The organism is Gammaproteobacteria bacterium, assembly GCA_029881255.1.
Classification (GTDB): Bacteria; Pseudomonadota; Gammaproteobacteria; order S012-40; family S012-40; genus JAOUMY01.
The window spans coordinates 196,530-217,123 of the sequence record JAOUMY010000002.1; the positions used below are offsets into that span (position 1 = coordinate 196,530).

Consider the following 20,594-nt stretch of genomic DNA (forward strand, 5'->3'; position numbering starts at 1 on the left):
ACCACTTGCCCTAACAGGGTAAGAATTGGATTTACTCTTCTGAGTCATCCTTCTTCTTAGTAGTAACCTTCTTCTTGGTAGCCGTCGTCTTCTTCTTGGCAGTTGTTTTCTTAGGCGCCGCCTTTCTCTCGTCACCTTCTTCACCGTCTGCCGCATTGCCCTGATCATCAACTTCAACGAAGTCGTCATCTCTACCAGGCAGAGTGATCGCTGCACTACGTGCTTCGATGATGGTATCGGCCACACCGCCTACATACAGGCGGATAGCGCGAATCGCGTCGTCGTTTCCAGGGATGATGTAATCCAGACCTTCAGGGCTATTATTGGTATCAACTACGCCAATAACGGGGATACCGAGCTTGCGCGCTTCGGCAACGGCAATTTTTTCATGACCAACGTCTACGACGAATACCGCTTTAGGCATGCCGGCCATATCTTTAATACCACCCAGGCTGCGCTCAAGCTTTTCCATTTCGCGCTGAAGCATGATGCCTTCTTTCTTGCTCAGACGCTCGAAGTGACCGTCGGCTTGCATGCTTTCCAGATCCTTGAGGCGCTTGATCGACTGACGAACCGTTCTATAGTTAGTCAACATTCCACCCAACCAGCGGTGATTCACGAAAGGCATGCCGCAACGTTCGGCTTCTTCCTTGACCACCTGGTTGGCGGCGCGCTTGGTGCCGACAAACAGAATATTGCCTCCACGGCTGGCAACACTACTGATAAAATTCATCGCGTCCCGATAAAGCGGGAGGCTTTTTTCAAGATTGATGATATGGATTTTGTTACGGTCCCCAAAGATATAAGGGGCCATACGGGGGTTCCAGAAGCGAGTCTGGTGTCCGAAATGAACACCGGCTTCCAACATTTGACGCATAGTGACAGACATAATTACCTCTATATGGGTTAGGCCTCCACATACCCCATGAACCAACCCCGGATATCTCCGAAGCACCCTGGCTCACGTGCCGATATGTGTGCGGATTTACAAGTAAAATAAAGGCGGCATTTATATCATAAAATCGCAGGTTAGCTCAAACACTAATAGAACAATAGCCTTCTCCCGCCTGGTCCATTATCATGTACGGCAAAATTTCCCAGTAATTAGCTAAGCTTTAACCGATCGGATTTACAATTTCGCTATGAGTGTACATATCAAAACTCCGGAAGAAGTCGAAAAAATGCGGGTTGCCGGCCGTCTGGCAGCCGAAGTCCTGACCATGATAGGCCCGTATGTCAAAGCAGGCGTGACTACCGACGAACTCAATCAGATTTGCCACGATTACATCGTCAATGAGCAGCAAGCCATCCCTGCGCCACTGAATTATCGCGGCTTCCCCAAATCGATTTGCACCTCAGTAAACCATCAGGTTTGTCATGGCATTCCAGGCGACAAAAAGCTCAAAAATGGCGATATCATCAACATCGATATCACCGTGATTAAGGACTCCTATCACGGTGATACCAGTAAAATGTTCTATATCGGTGAGCCATCGGTGTTAGCACGCCGGGTGACGGAGACTGCCCACGAGGCCATGTGGAAAGGCATAAACATGGTCAAACCTGGCGTGAGACTAGGCGATATCGGCTATTTAATTCAACAACATGCCGAATCCAAAAACTGCTCCATCGTACGCGAATACTGCGGCCACGGAATCGGACGCCAGTTCCATGAAGACCCCCAGGTCTTGCACTATGGCAAACCGGGCACCGGCATCGAACTGGAAGCAGGAATGACCTTCACCATTGAACCCATGGTCAATGTCGGTAAACGTCACGTCAAATTACTTAAGGATAACTGGACGGTAGTGACCAAAGACCACTCCCTGTCTGCTCAGTGGGAGCACACTATCCTGGTGACCGAGACTGGCGTAGAAGTCCTGACCCTGCGCGAAGAGGAACGTAGTTAAGCCCAATGGCCACTACAGATGTCTATCTGTGTGATTTTGTCCAACTGGATCAGGATCTTGCGTCCACCACCAGTCCGGTAACCGTCATCCGTAAGGCCATAACCCAGGCCAGAAATCGCCTTGTCGATGCCTTTTGGGCAGATATCAATATCGAAAACCTGGTACACGCTCGTTCCGACTTCACCGACGAAATTCTAAAACGCGTGTGGCAACGCCATATACCTGAAGGTCTGGTCATATCCCTGGTCGCCGTCGGCGGCTATGGCAGACAGGAGCTACACCTTGCATCTGATATAGACATATTGATTCTCGTTGAAAATCATGCAGATATTCCCAACGAGGCCATCGAAGCACTGATCACAGAACTATGGGACCTCGGGCTGGAAATCGGCCATAGTGTGCGCGATCTCAATGAGTGTATTAATAGTGGTAGCGAAGATATCACTATCGCCACCAACCTCATGGAAGCGCGTCTGGTTTACGGCAATTCCTCGCTGTTTACGCAATTACAGCAGCTGAGCGATCGTGAACACATCTGGCCTAGCCGTCAGTTTTTTGAGGAAAAATGGCAGGAACAAAAACAACGCCATTTAAAATTCCATGACTCGGCCTACAACCTCGAACCCAATATCAAAGAGGGGCCGGGGGGGCTGCGCGATATACAGATGATCGGCTGGGTCACCAAACGCCATTTCGATGCCGATTCATTGCACGACCTGATCAAGGTAGGTTTTCTCAATGAAGCCGAATATCAGGCTTTAATAGAAGGACAGTCTTTTCTGTGGCGCATTCGCTTCGCCTTGCACGCAATTACCGGTAGAAGAGAAGACCGTTTGCTGTTCGAACACCAGCGCGCCATCGCCGAGCGATTCGGTTTTCAGGATGAATCACCGGGACTGGACCACCATGACCCTGCCCGCGCCGCTGACGGCAGACGACTGGGCGTAGAATTGTTCATGAAAAAATACTTCCGCACTATCACCGAGTTGAGCCGTCTCAATGAAATGCTATTGCAGCTATACCAGGAAGTTATTCTTTACGCCAACCAACCCGTAGCGCCTCAACCAATCAATCGGCGCTTCCAGTCGCTGCACGGCTTTTTAGACGTCACGCGAGAAGATATCTTCGAACACTACCCTTACGCCTTACTCGAACTTTTTCTCATACTCCAGCAGAACCCTGAGCTCAAAGGCGTGCGCGCGACAACGGTGCGCCTGCTACGTAAATATCGCTCACTCATCGACGATGACTTTCGCAACGACATCCGTTGCCGCACGTTGTTTATGGAGATCCTTCGTCAACCTATCGGCATCACCCATACACTTCGACGCATGAATCAATACGGCGTTCTCGCAGCCTATCTCAAGGAATTCGGCAATATCGTCGGTCAAATGCAATACGATTTATTTCACGTATATACCGTCGATCAACACACGCTATTCGTAGTAAGAAATCTTCGCCGTTTTGCCGTCGAGGATCACAAACAGGAATTCCCTTTGTGCAGTCAGGTGAGCGCCTATATTCCCAAACCGGAATTGCTCTACATCGCAGGTCTGTTTCACGATATTGCCAAGGGCCGCGGCGGTGATCATTCTGTGTTAGGCGCGGAAGACGTCACCCACTTTTGCGAACGTCATGATTTAAGTGAAAGCGATACCGAGCTCGTCAGTTGGCTGGTGAAAAACCACCTGATTATGTCGATGACTGCGCAACATAAAGATATTGACGACCCGGAAGTCATCAACCACTTCGCCAGCCTGGTGCAAAACCGCACGCGACTGGATTATCTTTACCTGCTGACGGTTGCCGACATGCGTGGCACCAATCCAAAACTATGGAACAGCTGGAAAGATGCACTATTAATCGAACTATATAAACAAACCAATAACGCCTTTCGCCGCGGCTTGGAAAACCCAATGGACAAGCGCGGCCTGATACGCGAGACAAAAATGCTCGCGGCGCGCCAGCTTGTATTGAAAGGCATTTCGATGGAGCGTATCGAAGCCATCTGGCAAAACATGCGCGAGGACTATTTTCTGCGCTATAGCAGCGAAGAGATTTCCTGGCACATGGAACACCTGGCCGAGGACAGCAGCCACCAACGTCATCTGGTATTAATGCAGCCAACCGCTAGTCGCGGCAGTACCGATATATTTATCCACGCACCGATTAAACCTTATTTGTTTACGATAGTAGCGGGCACTCTTGGACAGCTCGGTCTCAACATCGTCGAAGCGCGCATAGTGCCCACAACCGACGGCTACACCATGGATACCTATGGTGTTCTGGAATACAACAATGATCCCATTACAGACCCACATCGTATCGAAGAAATAGGACAGCGCCTCAACAAGGCACTGGACGCGATGAAACTGGAAAAAGCCAATCGCATGCGCGGCAACCGGCGTATTGAACACTTCTCCATGGCGCCGAAGGTCACCTTTAGTGACGATCCGGCGAATCATCGAACCATTATGGAAGTCGTCGCCACGGACCGGTCCGGACTGCTGGCACGCATCGCAAAAGGGATTACCGATGCCGGTTTAATCATACAAAACGCAAAGGTATCCACCATAGGCGCGCAAGCCGAAGACGTATTCTTTGTAACCGACGCTGAGCAACGCCCTATCGACAATCTGGAAAAAAGAGAAGATATCCGCCGTTTGATTTGCGCCTATATCGAACCGGAGAAGGATTAAGATGGGGAAATTCAGGCGTGTCTTCGCGATCGGTGATCTTCAGGGATGCCTGTCTCCACTACAACAACTACTGACACAAATCGACTTCGATCCAAGTTGCGACCAGTTATGGTTTTGCGGTGATCTGGTCAATCGTGGTCCTGATTCACTGGAAGTACTTCGCTTCGTCAAGTCACTGGGTGATGCCGCCATTACCGTACTCGGCAATCATGATCTGCACTATCTCGCAATAAGCGCCGGCGTCACCACACCGCGACCCAAAGACACCCTAGCGGAATTATTGGCCGCGCCAGATCGAGCCGAACTGGACGAGTGGTTACGCCACCAACCACTGTTACATATCGACGAAGATACTGGTTTCGCGATGGCGCATGCGGGCATCTATCCTAACTGGACATGGGAAACGACTAAGCAACTGGCCAAAGAAGCCGAATCGGTGCTACAAAGCGCAAAAGCCGCCGAATTTTACCAATCAATGTATGGCAACCAGCCGGATCATTGGCAGTCGGCGCTAAACGGCCATGATCGAACCCGCTTTATCATCAACTGTTTTACGCGCATGCGTTATTGCAATGCCGATCACCGACTCGATCTCACCCATAAAGGCCCGCCAGGTTCTCAGGCGTCAGGACTACTGCCCTGGTATAAGGTCATCGGGCTCGATACCGGCGGTCTGCAACTGGTGTTTGGGCACTGGTCAACACTCGCTAGCGATGAAACACCGTCAAATATCCATGCCCTTGACACCGGTTGCGTCTGGGGTGGACAGTTAACCGCTCTGGAGCTGCGCACGGGAAAGCGAATTTCGATACCCTGCACACAAACCCTCAAACCCGAGCCAGGCGCTTGAAGAGAAAATAAAAATCTCTCTGGAAAGTGACTCCCTCTGAAGACTCTGACATAATCGCCAAAGCAGGAAATACGCGGGCTACAGCCCCTGGCATTTAATTTGCTTTTTGTAGTGAAATCCATCGCTACATAAAAACACCAATGGACAAGCCGAAATGGTCACGCATATAAATGTCGTCGATGAGGGCAAAACGTCAGAAATCGAGGGTAATGCCCAGGTCATCGATAAAGTTCTAAATGTGGAGCAGATCGCCTGCGACAATCCGCGGCTCGGTCTGGCCCTGCGCGTGTCCAATGCCCTACAAACAACTCTCGATATCGAACAACTGATCTCACTGTTTTCCAAACGTATCAGCCCTGCCCTGCCACACGAGGGAATCAGCTATTGCAATGACAGGCTGGGCATAGTAATTCAATTAAACCGCAAGAAAAGCAAACACTTGTGTACATATCGCGTGTTATTAAACGATGAGCCCATGGGCGACATTACCTTGCGCAGAAGCTGGGAGTTCAGCAACGAAGAAACCAATATTTTCGAATACACCCTGTGTAATCTGATCTACCCGTTGCGCAACGCGATTTTGTATCGTGAGGCTGTACTTGCCGCCCACAAAGATCCTCTAACCGGCGTGAACAACCGCGCGACTTTTGACGAAACCATCATCCGTGAAACCCGTTTGGCAAGGCGTTATCACCGCCCTTTGTCACTGATCATACTCGATATCGATCACTTCAAATTGATCAATGACGAACTGGGACACAGCATGGGTGACTGCGTTATCAAATCCACGGCTGAATGTACCGCATCGTGTATTCGTAGTACCGATATTCTTTTTCGCTATGGCGGAGAGGAATTCGTCATTATGTTGAGCAACACCAGCGCAGAGGGCGCTAGCCAATTGGCTGAGCGCATCCGCCGTGCAATCGAGCGCAGCAAAACCGGCTGCGGTGCCGAAAGTCGTTCCGTTACCGTCAGTCTGGGCGTTTCCACTCTTAGTCATGATGAAAGCGAAAAAGAATTCTTTTCCCGCGCCGATGCCGCGCTCCTCGAGGCCAAACGCAGCGGACGAAATCGCGTGTGTATTGCCGAACAGCTGGAAAAAACTCAGGCCTGAGCCACCGGACATCGCTCCCTCAAAACACATTGCTGACATAACGGTTTCTTACGACAAACATCTTTGCAATGCATCACTATCAGCGCATGATATTCATTGAACAGCGCCACCTCCGCGTTCAAATGAGCATGAAACAAGTCCTGTACTTCCTGATAGCTAATGTCCTCTTCCATCAAACCCAGACGTGAAAACAGACGCTTTGTATAGGCGTCCACTACGAACCAGGGACGCTCAAATGCGTACAGCATTATATCGTCCGCCGTTTCCGGTCCCACCCCATTAACACTAAGCAGACCTTTGCGTAGTGTTGTGTCATCGAGATTACATAACGACGCATAGCCACCGACATCGAGATACCATAAACAGTAATTTCTCAGGCGTTTCGCCTTGATATTGAAATACCCGGAAGGTTGTAGCCACAGCGCCAGCTGATCGTGTTCGCTATCGACTATGGACTGGGGATCAAGTTGATCGGCCTGTTTCAGATTGGCTATTGCCTTTTCCACATTGATCCAGGCAGTATTCTGGGTCAGTATTGCTCCTACCATGACCTCAAACGGCGTTTCACCAGGCCACCAGTACTGTTTGCCATAGGCCGCAAAAAGTTCATTATATACCTGCTGAAATCTGAGATTCCGCTTCATCTATCATTCCCGTGCCGCAAAAAGCCGATATAATAGCTGCCAATCTTTCACTTTAAAAAACAACGATGAACTTCAAACAAGCGCTTTCCGCGAATCAGCTCTATACCCGTTGTGATACCTCACTTTTCAATTTCGAAACCACTGTCGAACTTGCCCCCCTGGCCGATCCACTGGGACAGGAACGCGCGATTGCGGCGATAAATTTCGGCGTGGGCATTCCGCAAGAAGGATATAACCTATATGTACTGGGAAAATCCGGTGTTGGGAAGCGTCATCTGCTACAAGGCGTTATTGAGCCGATAGCAAAAAACGCATCGACGCCGTCAGAATGGGCCTATCTCTACAATTTCGACGACCCCCAACACCCCATCTGTATAAGTCTGCCGCCAGGTACTGGCATTCAGCTACGCAGCGATTTAAAGAATTTTTGTGAAGAACTCTTTCATGCCATACGCGCCGCATTTCGAAGCGAGGTTTACAGCTCCCAGGAAAAACACATCGAGGCCAGTTATCGCAAACGTGAGAATGAGGCCTTTATCAAACTCGAAAAGAGCGCCCACAAAAAAAATATCGCCTTCCTGCGCACGGAGAATGGGTTTGCATTTGCACCCGTACGTGATAACCACGTCATTGAACCTCACGAGTTTCAAAAACTCCCCGAGGATCAACAGCGGCAGATAAATGATGACATTGATTCCTTGCAGAGCAAGTTACAGGTATTGGTTGAAACCCTACCCTTATGGCAACAAGAGGCACGCCAACACTACAAAGAACTGGCAGCAAAAACTGCACGTCTGGCCGTCAGCTATCTAATCGACAATTTGAAAGACAAATATCATACACATCACCACCTCACCGATTTTTTCAATCGCATTGAACAGGATATCGTTGACAATATCGACGTTTTTCGTCGCCCGGAAGTTATCGAAGCCGGAATAAGTGAAACAACCGATCCACAAAAATTTCCGCCTATAAAACATTATCAGATTAATCTGTTGACGGACCGTAGCAGTATACAAGGAGCGCCTGTCCACTATGTAGATCACCCGACCCACGATAACCTCATCGGTAAGACAGAATATCTGTCTCACATGGGTACATTAGTCACAGATTATACGCTTATACGTCCCGGCGCCCTGCATCACGCCAACGGTGGGTATCTCATCATTGATGCTCACAAATTGCTGACCCAGGCACACGCCTGGGAGGCCCTGAAGCGCGCACTGACTTCAGGTGAAATCGTTATTCAATCTCTTGCGCAAGACCTCGGACTGATCAGTACAGTTTCACTTGAACCAGAACCTATTCCCTTGCGTACTAAAGTCATTCTGTTAGGCGAGCGAGATCTGTACTATTTACTCGCTGAACACGATCCCGATTTCGAACAACTGTTCAAGGTTGCCGTCGATGTGGAAGATCAGATTGCACGCACGGCTGACAATACTGGTGCATTCGCCAAACTCATTGCTTCGGTTGCACGGCAGCATCACTTGCTGCCATTTCATCGCAGCGCAGTGGCACGCATCATTGAACACAGCGCACGCCATATTGAACATGCTCACAAGATCAGCATACATATGGGGCTAATCATTGATGTGATGGTCGAGTCCAGCTATTGGGCCAAACTACAAAAGGCCAGCACTGTCGACGCCACTCATGTAGAGACTGCGATTCGTCAACAGGATTACCGCCATGGGCGAATACCTGAGCGCCTGCAGGAAGGCATCATTGATGGCACCACTTTAATCGACACCACAGGCAGCGCGATCGGGCAAATCAATGCTTTGACCGTTATCGGTTACGGTAGCCGAATCTTCGGACTACCCTCGCGCGTCACCGCCACAGCCCGTGCCGGAGACGGGAAATTACTCGATATTGAACATGAAGCCGATCTCGGTGGTGAGATACACACCAAAGGTGTCTTGATTTTTTCGCACTTTATGGCGGCGAGATATGCCACACACAAATCGTTTTCGGTATCGGCCAGCGTTGGTTTTGAGCAGTCATATGGCGGCGTTGAAGGCGACAGTGCATCGGCTGCTGAGTTATGTGCCGTGTTATCTGCCATTGCCAATATCCCGCTCAAACAAAATCTTGCGGTAACGGGATCTATCAATCAACACGGCATGATTCAAGTCATCGGCGGCATAAACGAAAAAATAGAAGGCTTTTTTGATATCTGCGTCAAACGCGGTCTGACTGGTGATCAGGGCGTCATCGTGCCACGCCACAATATTCAGCACCTGATGCTCAAACAGGAAGTCATAACGGCTGTTGAGCAGGAAAAATTTCACATCTTCGCAGTTGATCACATCGACGAAATGCTCGAGCTCTTCACCGGCATGAGCGCCGGACAACGCGATGAAAACGGTGAATTTCCTGAAGACAGTTTTAATTACGCCGTCGAAGAAGCCTTGATCAAAATGGCCGAACAGATTCATCCACCAGATAGCAAAGACGATGATGAAGACGAGGAGGATGAGGACGAAGAAGATGAGGAAAAGAATGTTTCCTCTGACGACAGTTCATCGCCGGAAAAAACTGGGGAAGATAAAGCAGCACCAGACAATGATCCGCAAAAACCCGATGAACAACCGGATACTAAGTGACGTACCCAGGTGATGCAACACAGCGAGCCTCTTTATCGCGGACGATTTGCCCCCTCACCCACAGGCCCTCTGCACATAGGCTCACTCATTGCAGCTACCGCCAGCTATCTCGACGCAAAATCCCGGCATGGTCAATGGCTGATACGCATCGAAGACATTGACCCGCCGCGCGAAGTCGCAGGCGCTGCCGACAACATTTTACGCGTACTGGAACAATTCGGTTTCGAATGGGATGAAGATGTTGTCTATCAAAGTCGACGCGGCGCGCTGTACGAAGAGGCCATCAGCGAATTAACGAAAAAACATCTCGTGTATTTTTGCCAGTGTTCACGCAAGGACATTGCGGCTAGTGCCACACATGGTTTAAACGGCCCTATTTACCCGGGCACTTGTCGTGATGCCATACCCACCCATCAGCAAGGAGCCCTGCGATTCGAGACTAAGGATCAAAGCATCACATTTGATGATGCAATCTGTGGAAAAATCACCCAAAACGTGGCACGAGATAGTGGTGATTTCGTTATCAAACGAAACGATGGACTCTACGCCTATCAACTCGCCGTCGTTGTCGATGATGCGGAACAACAAATCACTCACGTGGTTCGCGGCCGCGATATTCTCGATCTCACGCCCGGACAGATTTTACTGCAACAGGCACTCAAGTTAGATACCGTTCACTACGCCCATTTCCCCGTAATCACAAACGCACTGGGACAAAAACTTAGCAAGCAAACCGGCGCACCTCCGGTGGGTGCAAAAAATCCGGTTTCGACCTTATTGGACTGCCTACGCTTTCTCGGCCAGGCAGCGCCTGTAGAATTAGGTGATGCTACTCTCGACGAATTCTGGATTTGGGCGATATCCAACTGGAATCTTGCAAACACAGTCACCACCTGTCGCGACCAGCCGCAATAAGCATCTGTTAGTCTCCTTTCTTTTTCCTGTCTGACCAGAGTGTTGCTTTCACTTACACCCGAGAAACAGTGCCCGGTTTCCTCCGTATACGTTAAAGAAAACCATAAAATTCATTTAAGAAATAACAGCTTGTTAGTGAATAAAGTCATACGCATTCATTAGGAATTAAGTTTGCCAGCGCATGATTTCGCGCTATATCTCAGCCGACAATAAGAACAGTTTCCATTGGGAGTTACACCAACGTGAATAGACAGGGTCTGGTCCGCATGCGCGGTTTATTTGTCGCCTTGTTGCTGCTGGTTGCCTGCGACCCTGCGCCACCACCACATAACAGAAATGATAGCGACGGCCAGTTTCGTGCCGCAGTTATTATCAACTGCGACAACAGCTGCGATTATGTTAGCCAGCATATTCAACTTAGTGGTGGGCGCGTTCGTCAGCGTTACCGAAATGTTCCCGCCCTCAGCGCCGAAATAGACCCCAATACACTCGCCTCCCTGTCTGCCCTGGTAGGCAAAAGCGCGATACTTCGTGACCGTATTCTGGCAAATCCTCGTCCAGCTGAACGCTATGCCTTGTCGCCGGCCCAGTCGAGAGACGCCAATCTAATCGATTTGAATCGTTTTAATACCTTGGGGGCTAGCAATGTCACACCAACAAATTTTAGCTATAACAATGTATTAACCGGCGCCGCTACGGCTCACCAGAACGGTATCCGCGGCCAGGACGTTATTGTTGCGGTTATCGACAGCGGTGTCGCCAATAATCCCGAGGTCGTCCCGGTGTTGGCAGACACTGTTATTGGTGGCGAGAATTTCGTCGACGATCCGGAAGAACCATCGGCCACCAGTACGCTAAACGATCATCACGGCACCTGGGTCAGCACCATGATAGCGGGACACGGCGGGATCATGTTGCCACCCGACACCGAACTGGCGCAGGCCGTCAAGCGATACGCCCCGGAAAGTATAATCCCCGTCGATACCACGAATTCAGTCATTCCAATGTTTGGCACTGCGCCAGACGCCAAAATTTATGCCCTAAAGACCTTTCCGGCCAATGGCGACGGAACACCGAGCTCGGTGGTAATTGGCGCTATGGATCGAGTTTTGACCTTGAAAACGAATTTCCTCAACGGGAAGCCCTCGGAACCCATCGCCGGTGACGGTAGCGAAGATCGACCCTTTGTATACGACTCGCTTGACATCAAAGTAGTCAATATGAGTCTTGGTGGTCCGACATTATTCGCGGGTCGGGAGATCGACGATATTCTCACTGAAAAACTGCTCGCTGTTGGCGTTGTGGTCGTCACTGCAGCGGGTAACGAAGGTTATGCCGCGATAACTGGCGCTAGCCCCGGTACCGGCATTGGCTCTATCGCAGTCGGTGCCGCCAATCCACCCAAGCATGAGCGCATCCTGCGCGATATGCAGAACGGACCAGGAAATGGCGCGGATTTTCGCCCGACTGATCACATTCAGATTGCCAGTTTCAGTTCGCGCGGCCCGACAGCCGATGGCCGACCGGGTATCGATATCGTTGCCAACGGTTTTGCCTCTTTCGTACAGGGTCCGGATGGCCATGTGAGCATGGTTTCAGGGACTTCATTGTCGTCTCCAACCATCGCTGGGGCGGCAGCATTGCTCTCTGGAGCCTACCCTGAGTTGAGCGCTGAACAAATCCGTATCGCCTTGATTGAAGGGAGTAATCCCGACCTGATTGGGGGACGCCCCGGTATGAACGACCAGGGCCAGGGCTTTGTTGATATTCAGAATTCGATTGCCATGATAGAAGCGGGAACGCTGCCCAGCCTACTACCCACACAACCCTATGCTGCGCCAAACACCCTGATTCGCGAAATCCTGACCAGCAATGGTTATCCAGTAATCCGTTTTACCCGCGCCGATAATTACCGCGCACGCATCATTCTGGAACCAGGTGAAGTTAAACAGTTTTTCCTGGAAATTGAGCCTGATGTCCACGACGTTACCCTGAACATCGAAACCATCACGCCAGAGTTACCTGCCGCTAAACAAAATGTCTTGTTTGGTGATGATTTGATGGTGACCTTTGTTGATTCGCCTACCTCGGTTGATGACACGAGGTTGCGTGAGTTCCTCTCGAATCCATCAGAGTTCAATATTGCCCACCCACAACCCGGTGTGGTGCGTTTGGCCTTTATGGGGGACTGGACCAATATCGGTAATATCAGCGCCGATTTCTCTATCACGCTTAATCGAGAAGCCAGACCCGAGCCGGTTGTAACCGGCGTACTAGTGGACAAACAACAGGATGAGTACATCTTCACAGTTACGCCGGAGATGACACAAATTGTTTTGGATCTCTCCTGGGCAGCCGACTGGCGGTTCTATCCATCGCATGATCTTGATCTCATCCTTTTCGATCCGAATGGTGAAATCAACATCGATGGCGCTACCCTGGCGGCACCTGAGATCGTGTTTATCGAAAACCCCATTCCCGGAGAGTGGAAGCTAAAAGTTGAGGGCTATCTATTACACGATATGCAGGATGAGTACATGATAAGCAGCCAGGATCAGGACGGGCAACCGATCGCAATAACACCGGTTGGATCGGTTCCAGCAACACCTCCTGCCGACCCAGCACCTGCGCCACTAAACCGGCCGGGTTCGCGCTAGTTGGATAAATTGAAAAACGACGTAAACATTAAACATGCTTAACTTTTTCAGCTACAAGTTAACTGCTACTGGTAAAAAACCATGAGCTACTGAAAAAACCGCCAAAACCGCTATAAATCAAGCAATAACCGGGACTTTGATGCGGGTTACGAGGCACTCGGCAAGACACGGAAGTACATAAAATAATTAGGCCGAAATTGGGGTTTTATTTTGCCACTGGTGAATAAGCGTACAAACGGTACAACATATTGAATATAAAACGCATTCACCTTGGCAATAACCTAGCGCTATGCTAGATTTAACGAAAAAAAAACGGGGTTAAAAAAATCAAACGACGTGGGGAAGCAGGGGCGGAAAACCATCTCAATAATAACAACAATGGTTTCAAAATCTTATATTCAAACTCCTGTATTAACATGCAAGTTAGTCTTCCTCGCGCATACACGACGCAGCGTATTTCGTTTGGCATAAGAACCAAAGGATAAATCGTGAAATCACGAAACTGGGTAAGTGTCGGGGAAAAAAATGGTACAGGGAAGGCGCACATACCCGATTAAGGGTGTGATCAATCCGCTCGATTCTGACCGTGATACTAAAACCGTATCGCGCGTTTACCTGTTTTTGCCACTTTTCATTTTGCTTTTCTGCGTACTCGCTACCCCCTCGGCCTCAGCCTCGCAATGGATGACTTACGTCGATCTGTCCTCGCTTCACAATCACAACAAAGACAGCGAATGCCAGCATTGCCACAACGGCGCAGATGCCTCCCCAAAACCCGTTAGCCATGTGATGAGCAGCGATCAATGCCAGAGCTGTCACGATAGCGCTGCGTGGATACCAGCGAAATTTGATCACGAAGATACCCAGATGGCTTGCGATAGTTGCCATAACAATTTCGTCGCCACCGGTGCACCGTCAGATCACCCGGCTGTCCCTGAGACCTGCGACGCCTGCCACATGAGTATTGCCTGGACCCCGGTTACCCAGACGTTTGCTGATGTGCTTCCCCCTGACATTGTAGCCTCTCAACCTCGACTCGCTTCTCGTGCACTTCGTACCGTCCGCCCCGGCGCATTATTCGACCACACTGGCATCGTCGATCCATGTAGTACCTGCCATGACGGCGTGCAGGCGACAGGAAAATCACCGACGCATATTGATTCCACGCAAGTCTGTGACGCCTGCCATACTACGGTGACCTGGCGTCCACCAAAGCGCGTCGACCATGATCAGGTTGTTGGCGCCTGTATTAACTGTCACGACGGTGTTATAGCACGAGGCAAAACAGCAACACACATAAACACGACGGATAATTGCGGCGGTTGTCACACAGTCTTTGCGTTCAGGCCAATACCATCGGTCAATCATGATGAAGTTGTTGGGACATGTCTTGATTGCCACAACAACGCAATTTCTATTGGCAAACCTGCTACGCATATTCCAGCCTCGGATTCGTGCGAAACCTGCCATACCACGATTTCTTTCCGCGCCGGTACCGTTGTCGACCACTCACAGGTTCAGGATGTGTGCGTTACCTGTCATAACGGTACAACAGCCGCAGGAATGCCCAGCTTTCACGTTCCGGCATCCAACGAGTGCGGTGCCTGCCACGGTACCCCACCCTCTGGATGGCGTCCGGTGATTACCGTAGACCACGCACAAGTCATTGGCGCGTGTGATCGTTGCCATAACGGTACCCTGGTAATGGGTAAAGGCGCCAATCACGCGAACACCACTGACCTTTGTGATGCCTGCCATACCGTACAGGCATGGAAACCTGCGCTGGCCACGATTGATCACACACAGGTCATCGGTGGCTGTCAGAGTTGTCACAACGGCACGATTGCAACGACAAAATCGAATCTGCATATTGCTACTACCGACAATTGCGACGCCTGCCACAATTCCACGGCGTGGGTACCGCCTACAACAGTAGACCATAACGAAGTCATTGGGGTTTGTAGCACCTGCCACAACACCACACTGGCGATAGGCAAACCCAGAGGGCATATCAATACCACTGATTTGTGTGATACCTGCCATTCGACAACTGGCTGGGTGCCTGTTTTAACTGTTGACCACAATCAAGTCATCGGAATTTGTTTTGACTGCCACAACAATTCTGTAGCGCTTGGCAAACCGGCTAATCATTTGCAGAGTTCGGATACTTGCGACAACTGCCATGATACAACGGCCTTTTCACCTGCCATTTTTGCGCACGAAAATGTAGCCGGAATATGTGCAACCTGTCATAACGGCACAAGCGTAACAGGCAAGTCGCCTCAGCATATCCCCACCACGGACCAATGCGATGCCTGTCATAATTTCACTGCCTGGGTTCCCACGGTTGCCGTCGATCACTCCCAGGTATTGGGACAATGTATCGATTGCCATAACAACGCCATTGTTGCAGGTAAACCGCAGATCCATATTGCGACCAGTGATATTTGTGATGCCTGCCATAACACAGCGCCTGGAGCCTGGGTGCCAGTTATCACAGTTGATCACGCCGAAGTCATAGGCCAATGTATAGACTGTCACAACAATACCGCCGCCATCGGTATACCAAATGGCCACATTAACACCACAACCAATTGCGGTGCCTGCCACTCCACCAGTACCTGGACGCCGGTAATTTTGGTCGATCATAACGAAGTGGTTGGCGCATGCGGTACCTGTCATAACAACACTATCGCGCAAGGCAAAGGTCCAAAGCATATTCCTGTGGGAGACGCTTGCGAGGCATGTCATTCCGTTACGGCATGGATGCCTGCAGTGACCGTGGATCACGCACAGGTACAAGGTGCTTGCGCGGCCTGTCATAACAACACCCTGGCCCGTGGAAAATCCGCAAACCATCCACAGACAACTGACTTGTGTGAAGCCTGTCATTCAACAACCAGTTTTTCGCCAGCAATTGCCGTTGATCACAACGAAGTGCTCGGTAATTGCGTAAGCTGTCATAACAATAGAATTGCCCAAGGCAAGCCTGGCAACCACATCCAGACTACAGACGTTTGCGATGCGTGCCACTCGACTGCGACCTGGTCACCGGTCATACTCGTTGACCACGCTCAGTTACAACCGGGAACTGCGTGCGCGACCTGTCACAATGGTTCGGTGGCAAGAGGTAAATCTGCTGGACATATCGCATCAACCGATGTTTGTGGTGCATGTCACAACACCTCTGCCTGGTCGCCAGTAACCAATGTCGACCACGATCAGTTGCTACAAGGAGCCACTTGCGCCACTTGTCACAACGGTTCAATTGCTCAAGGTAAAGGTCGGTCACACATTGCGACTACGGATCGTTGCGAGGCCTGCCACAACCCACGCTCATGGTCACCGTTTACCGTCGATCACGTTGAAGTATTAGGTAGCTGCTCCTCCTGTCATACCCAGCCAGCCAGTCATCCGAACACCACCGATGTGTGTGAAGCCTGTCATGATGTGGCGCCGACGCCTTGGTTCCAAATCCTGACCGTAGACCACACCCAGGTTTTGGGTAGCTGTTTTGATTGTCACGACGGCGTCATCGCTACGGGTAAGTCTGCCGCGCATATCTTTTCAACCGACATCTGCGAGGCCTGCCACAACACAACAGCTTGGGCACCGGTGTTCACCGTTGATCACAATGAAGTACTAGGCACCTGTGAAACTTGTCATGCCGCACCTGCAGACCACGTTGCTGCAGGCGTGACCGCTGGCTGTGAGGCTTGCCACTCAACCACGACCTGGTTGAACCCAACCGCAGATCTGCCTGCGCCTGCAGGCGCACCGGCACCAGCACCGGCACCAGCTGGAGGCGGCGGTGGCGGTGGCGGTGGTGGTGGCGGCCACATGTGACAACCGGGGCAGGCAAAACCTTGCCTGTCCCGCCCCAAAAGTACACGAATACGACGATTTATCCCACCCGCCCGCTATCTATCCTATCGCTTTGTTTTACTTAAGCGCTTCCTCCAGTCAAATACCCCAGGTGTTGTTTGGTTACCGTCACTCAAGGCACTCATATTGCTTATATACACGCAAGTTAAAATTTTTCGGAAAACAGGCGTGGCAAGGGCTTTATTTAGAAACCGTTTTTTGATTTTCTGCCTAACTGCAATCGGACTTTTTTGTGGTTCAGTTCTGCCGGTTAATGCAGCCGAGTCTGCCGGCATGGATATCGTGCTCGTCGTCGACGGCTCCGGTAGCATGAAGGTAAATGACCCCAAAAAAGTCAGAATTGAGGCTGCAAAAATGTTCATCGGCTTGCTCGACAAAGGCGACCGCGTTGCCGTCGTCAGTTTTGCCGATCAAGCACAAACCCAAGTCGACCTGCTCAGCCTGGAATCTGAAGATAACAAAATCAAGCTTGTTCAAGCTATAGAAAGCATCAGCACAGAAGGAAAACTGAGTAATATTCATGATGCTCTACAAAATGCGTACAAGAAACTGAAAACGTCTAAACGCAAAGAGAAGCTCATCATTCTCATGTCAGACGGTAAAATGGATGTAGGTGAAAGAACAAAAGACATCGCGTTACTAGAGAAAACGCTAGACACACTAACACCGGCTATGGCGAGAAAAAACATCAAAATCTATTCTATCGCCTTCACTAAGAACTCTTATATCCCGTTACTAAAACTTGCAGCAAGAGACACCAATGGGCATTTCACATTGATGCGTGATGCCTCTCAAATTCATCATGTGTTTGAAAACATTTTTGAACGAGGAAAAAACCCGGACATGGTTCCCATGACGGGGAATAGTTTTATCGTTGATGGTTCCATCTCTGAAATGACAGTCGTCGCTACCAAATTCCACACCGATTCCTTTATCGCACTTGCCAATCCAAGCGGCGAAGATATTTCAACCGATCAACATGACATCAACACCAACTGGTTTAACGCAAAAGAGTTCGACCTGATAACTATTCCCAATCCAGCAGCAGGTTACTGGGAAATAAAGTTCAGCGAAGGTGGCAATCGCGTTTATGTTAAATCCGACCTTACGCTCGAAATTGACACACCAAAAAAGGAAATTCAGACCGGTCGCCCTTTTATCGTTCGTGCCTGGCTCAAGAAGAATAACAAAACTGTCTCCACCGGAGAAAAATCCACCTCTTCTATTTTTCATGTCACAGCAACGACTCCCAGCGGAAAAATAATCAAATCAAAATTGAAAGCTGGCAAAGGAAAAAACGGCATAGGCCAGGGAGAATTTAATTTTGAAGAAGAAGGTCTATATAAATTCAACGTCTATACTCGTGGACAGTCTTTGGACAGAGAAAAGTCTCTTTTTGTGACCATACGCCATACAGGTTTGGCTTCTCCGTTCGAATATCTCGACAAGGTCGATCCTGAACTGGCGCTCGCAGAAGAAACAGCTATGGAAACGCCTCAGATTGCAGTGCAAGTCCCTGCGGAACAAGCTCCGTCTACCAATAAAGAACCTCCTGCTGTAGCTACTCATACACCAGCGCAAGTTGTTGCGACTGCTGACAAAACGGCGCATCAAACGCCTGAACAAACGCCCGCGAAAGTTGATCAGCATCAGAAAACAGTCGCCACACCAGTACAAGAACAACACGCTCCTGCTCAAGCAGACGCAGCAGAACACGACCCAAATGCAAATACAGAAGACGGACCTGACACTGAGCAAGCCTCAAATCCAAAGGAGGAATCTGAAGTTGATGTTAGTGGTGCAGTCATTGCCTTTCTCGTCCTCAATCTTGGCATAGGAGGTCTTGTCGGCGGCTGGTTCTTGTACAAGCGACAACAGACAAAAAAAGCCGAACCGCAGGAAATGGAAAAGTTTGAAAATATTTCAGCCGAAGCAGGCAAGGTAGACTTGAGCGATGATGACGACAGTGGCATGGTGGCCGAAGCCAGCACTTCTACCTTATTAGCAGAAGCTGCCAACCCAGAAGGCGAAGATGAATTTGCCGGTCTGGATTTGGATATCGGCGCTGCAGAGCAGGAACTGGCAGATCCAGGAAAGGATAATGCGGCATGATCCTGACGGAGCCGATAGAAGTAAAACTATATATGCTACTCGGTCTCGCCGAGTTGATTTTTATCCTCATCGCCCTTGCCATTTTTCTGTATCTAAAAGTCCGCAAATACAAACCTCACTATCAGGCGAACACCTCCCCTATTGACTATATAAAACGCTACTTGAATATCGCCCTGGACTATTCCAGAAGCTATGCCAATAGCCTTGCGGACGACGCCAACAAAGGCGATATCGAAGCCACCAAAAGACGCATGCATATGGTTGCTCGTTTAAATTGGTTGGTATTGGAAAAAGATTTCATTAGTTTTGTAAACCCCAATACGTCCTATTGGGACGACATCAATTTTCGCATCAAAAAAATGTTGCGACGCTGGCAGGAACTTGGTTTTATTGAAGCCCCGCCAAACGAACATGTCATTACAGTTACGCTTTCCCAAGGCCAGGACGGCAACGGAGAACCTGAGTATGATCCAAGCAAAGGCGATATCAGTCAAATTGGTCCGACTGGAGACACCCCGGCTGATTTACGAGCGCGCGTACAATATCTCGAAAAGCAAGTTCGGCAAATGGCCAGCTACAAAACCCTATACTTTGGATTGCAGAACACCTATGAAGGGATACAAAAGTCTTACAAAGAACTGAAAAAAGCCATGGCTGGAATGCGCATGGACTCTGTGGACGCAGAGCGCTTGAAACAAATTATCGCCGAACACGAAATGGCCGAGAAATCGATGGAAGATCAACTCGAGCACATGGAACAATCCAAGAAACGATTGAATGAGGAATTGAATCAACTTGAAGCAGCCTATGAAGCACTTGAACATGAGCGTGCGGAATCACCCATAGATGAAGATACGGATTTCAATCTCGAATCACCTAGGACAGCAACACCGGCAGTGGAAATGATCGTTAATTATTCGGATCTGTTTGATAACTACGAAAACGTATTACGCGAATTCCGCGGATTTCTGCACACATTACAGGTAGACACTGATACCAAACTGGAAATAGACGAACATGCAGAAATCCTGGACCGCAGTAAGAACGAAATCAAGACCTGTGTCAGCACTCTGGAAATGGAACGCGATCGCCTCATGCAGGAATTGATCGAACTCAAAGGGGAAGATGGAGGACCAGACTCAACTGGAGACCACACCCAACATAACGCAGCCTAGTGGCTGAAAACCGCAAAACTTACG

The 20,594-nt window shown here is 49.8% G+C and carries 12 protein-coding genes; 10 read left to right on the forward strand and 2 right to left on the reverse strand.

What is annotated here, in order from left to right:
* Positions 1-31 precede the first annotated feature (31 nt).
* Complete coding sequence (gene rpsB / locus OEZ43_06050) at positions 32-892, reverse strand: 30S ribosomal protein S2 (GenBank protein MDH5545136.1); 861 nt, start codon at positions 890-892, stop codon at positions 32-34.
* 250 nt (positions 893-1,142) lie between these two features.
* On the opposite strand from rpsB, the gene map reads away from it, so the two are divergent.
* The 4 genes from map (at position 1,143) to OEZ43_06070 (ending at position 6,573) form a co-directional block, all read left to right on the forward strand.
* Positions 1,143-1,910 (forward strand): type I methionyl aminopeptidase, encoded by a 768-nt coding sequence (gene map / locus OEZ43_06055; GenBank protein MDH5545137.1) that lies wholly within the window; start codon positions 1,143-1,145, stop codon positions 1,908-1,910.
* Between the two features lie 5 nt (positions 1,911-1,915).
* Positions 1,916-4,609 (forward strand): [protein-PII] uridylyltransferase, encoded by a 2,694-nt coding sequence (gene glnD / locus OEZ43_06060; GenBank protein MDH5545138.1) that lies wholly within the window; start codon positions 1,916-1,918, stop codon positions 4,607-4,609.
* Between the two features lies 1 nt (position 4,610).
* Positions 4,611-5,459 (forward strand): symmetrical bis(5'-nucleosyl)-tetraphosphatase, encoded by an 849-nt coding sequence (locus tag OEZ43_06065; protein MDH5545139.1) that lies wholly within the window; start codon positions 4,611-4,613, stop codon positions 5,457-5,459.
* 154 nt (positions 5,460-5,613) lie between these two features.
* Entirely contained in the window at positions 5,614-6,573 is a 960-nt protein-coding gene (locus tag OEZ43_06070; GenBank protein ID MDH5545140.1) for a GGDEF domain-containing protein, read from the forward strand.
* Here OEZ43_06070 and OEZ43_06075 read toward each other — a convergent pair.
* Positions 6,564-7,217, reverse strand: a complete 654-nt coding sequence (locus OEZ43_06075) for an endonuclease III domain-containing protein (protein ID MDH5545141.1) — start codon at positions 7,215-7,217, stop codon at positions 6,564-6,566. The genes OEZ43_06070 and OEZ43_06075 overlap by 10 nt on opposite strands.
* A 65-nt stretch (positions 7,218-7,282) precedes the next feature.
* Here OEZ43_06075 and OEZ43_06080 point away from each other — a divergent pair, with 65 nt between their 5' ends.
* The 6 genes from OEZ43_06080 to OEZ43_06105 all read left to right on the forward strand — a co-directional run bounded on the left by OEZ43_06080 (position 7,283) and on the right by OEZ43_06105 (position 20,570).
* Positions 7,283-9,826 carry an AAA family ATPase gene (locus OEZ43_06080; protein ID MDH5545142.1) on the forward strand — a complete coding sequence of 848 codons (2,544 nt, stop codon included), beginning with the start codon at positions 7,283-7,285 and terminating at the stop codon, positions 9,824-9,826.
* Positions 9,827-9,838: 12 nt separating this feature from the next.
* Entirely contained in the window at positions 9,839-10,741 is a 903-nt protein-coding gene (gluQRS, locus tag OEZ43_06085) for a tRNA glutamyl-Q(34) synthetase GluQRS (protein ID MDH5545143.1), read from the forward strand.
* A 242-nt stretch (positions 10,742-10,983) separates the two neighbouring features.
* The gene (locus OEZ43_06090) at positions 10,984-13,398 is read left to right on the forward strand and encodes a S8 family serine peptidase (protein MDH5545144.1); all 2,415 of its coding nucleotides are present in this window, start codon (positions 10,984-10,986) and stop codon (positions 13,396-13,398) included.
* 525 nt (positions 13,399-13,923) lie between these two features.
* Positions 13,924-17,244 carry a cytochrome C gene (locus OEZ43_06095; GenBank protein MDH5545145.1) on the forward strand — a complete coding sequence of 1,107 codons (3,321 nt, stop codon included), beginning with the start codon at positions 13,924-13,926 and terminating at the stop codon, positions 17,242-17,244.
* Between the two features lie 312 nt (positions 17,245-17,556).
* Positions 17,557-19,395 carry a VWA domain-containing protein gene (locus OEZ43_06100; protein MDH5545146.1) on the forward strand — a complete coding sequence of 613 codons (1,839 nt, stop codon included), beginning with the start codon at positions 17,557-17,559 and terminating at the stop codon, positions 19,393-19,395.
* Positions 19,392-20,570 (forward strand): hypothetical protein, encoded by a 1,179-nt coding sequence (locus OEZ43_06105; GenBank protein ID MDH5545147.1) that lies wholly within the window; start codon positions 19,392-19,394, stop codon positions 20,568-20,570. The genes OEZ43_06100 and OEZ43_06105 overlap by 4 nt, the downstream gene beginning before the upstream one ends.
* The last annotated feature ends 24 nt before the right edge of the window (positions 20,571-20,594 follow it).

Bases quoted from the DNA above. Each gene is read 5' to 3' on its own strand.
- map (MDH5545137.1), top strand. From the start codon at position 1,143: ATGAGTGTACATATCAAAACTCCGGAAGAAGTCGAAAAAATGCGGGTT.
- glnD (MDH5545138.1), top strand. From the start codon at position 1,916: ATGGCCACTACAGATGTCTATCTGTGTGATTTTGTCCAACTGGATCAG.
- OEZ43_06065 (MDH5545139.1), top strand. From the start codon at position 4,611: ATGGGGAAATTCAGGCGTGTCTTCGCGATCGGTGATCTTCAGGGATGC.
- OEZ43_06070 (MDH5545140.1), top strand. From the start codon at position 5,614: ATGGTCACGCATATAAATGTCGTCGATGAGGGCAAAACGTCAGAAATC.
- OEZ43_06075 (MDH5545141.1), bottom strand. From the start codon at position 7,217: ATGAAGCGGAATCTCAGATTTCAGCAGGTATATAATGAACTTTTTGCG.
- OEZ43_06080 (MDH5545142.1), top strand. From the start codon at position 7,283: ATGAACTTCAAACAAGCGCTTTCCGCGAATCAGCTCTATACCCGTTGT.
- gluQRS (MDH5545143.1), top strand. From the start codon at position 9,839: ATGCAACACAGCGAGCCTCTTTATCGCGGACGATTTGCCCCCTCACCC.
- OEZ43_06095 (MDH5545145.1), top strand. From the start codon at position 13,924: ATGGTACAGGGAAGGCGCACATACCCGATTAAGGGTGTGATCAATCCG.
- OEZ43_06100 (MDH5545146.1), top strand. From the start codon at position 17,557: ATGGATATCGTGCTCGTCGTCGACGGCTCCGGTAGCATGAAGGTAAAT.
- OEZ43_06105 (MDH5545147.1), top strand. From the start codon at position 19,392: ATGATCCTGACGGAGCCGATAGAAGTAAAACTATATATGCTACTCGGT.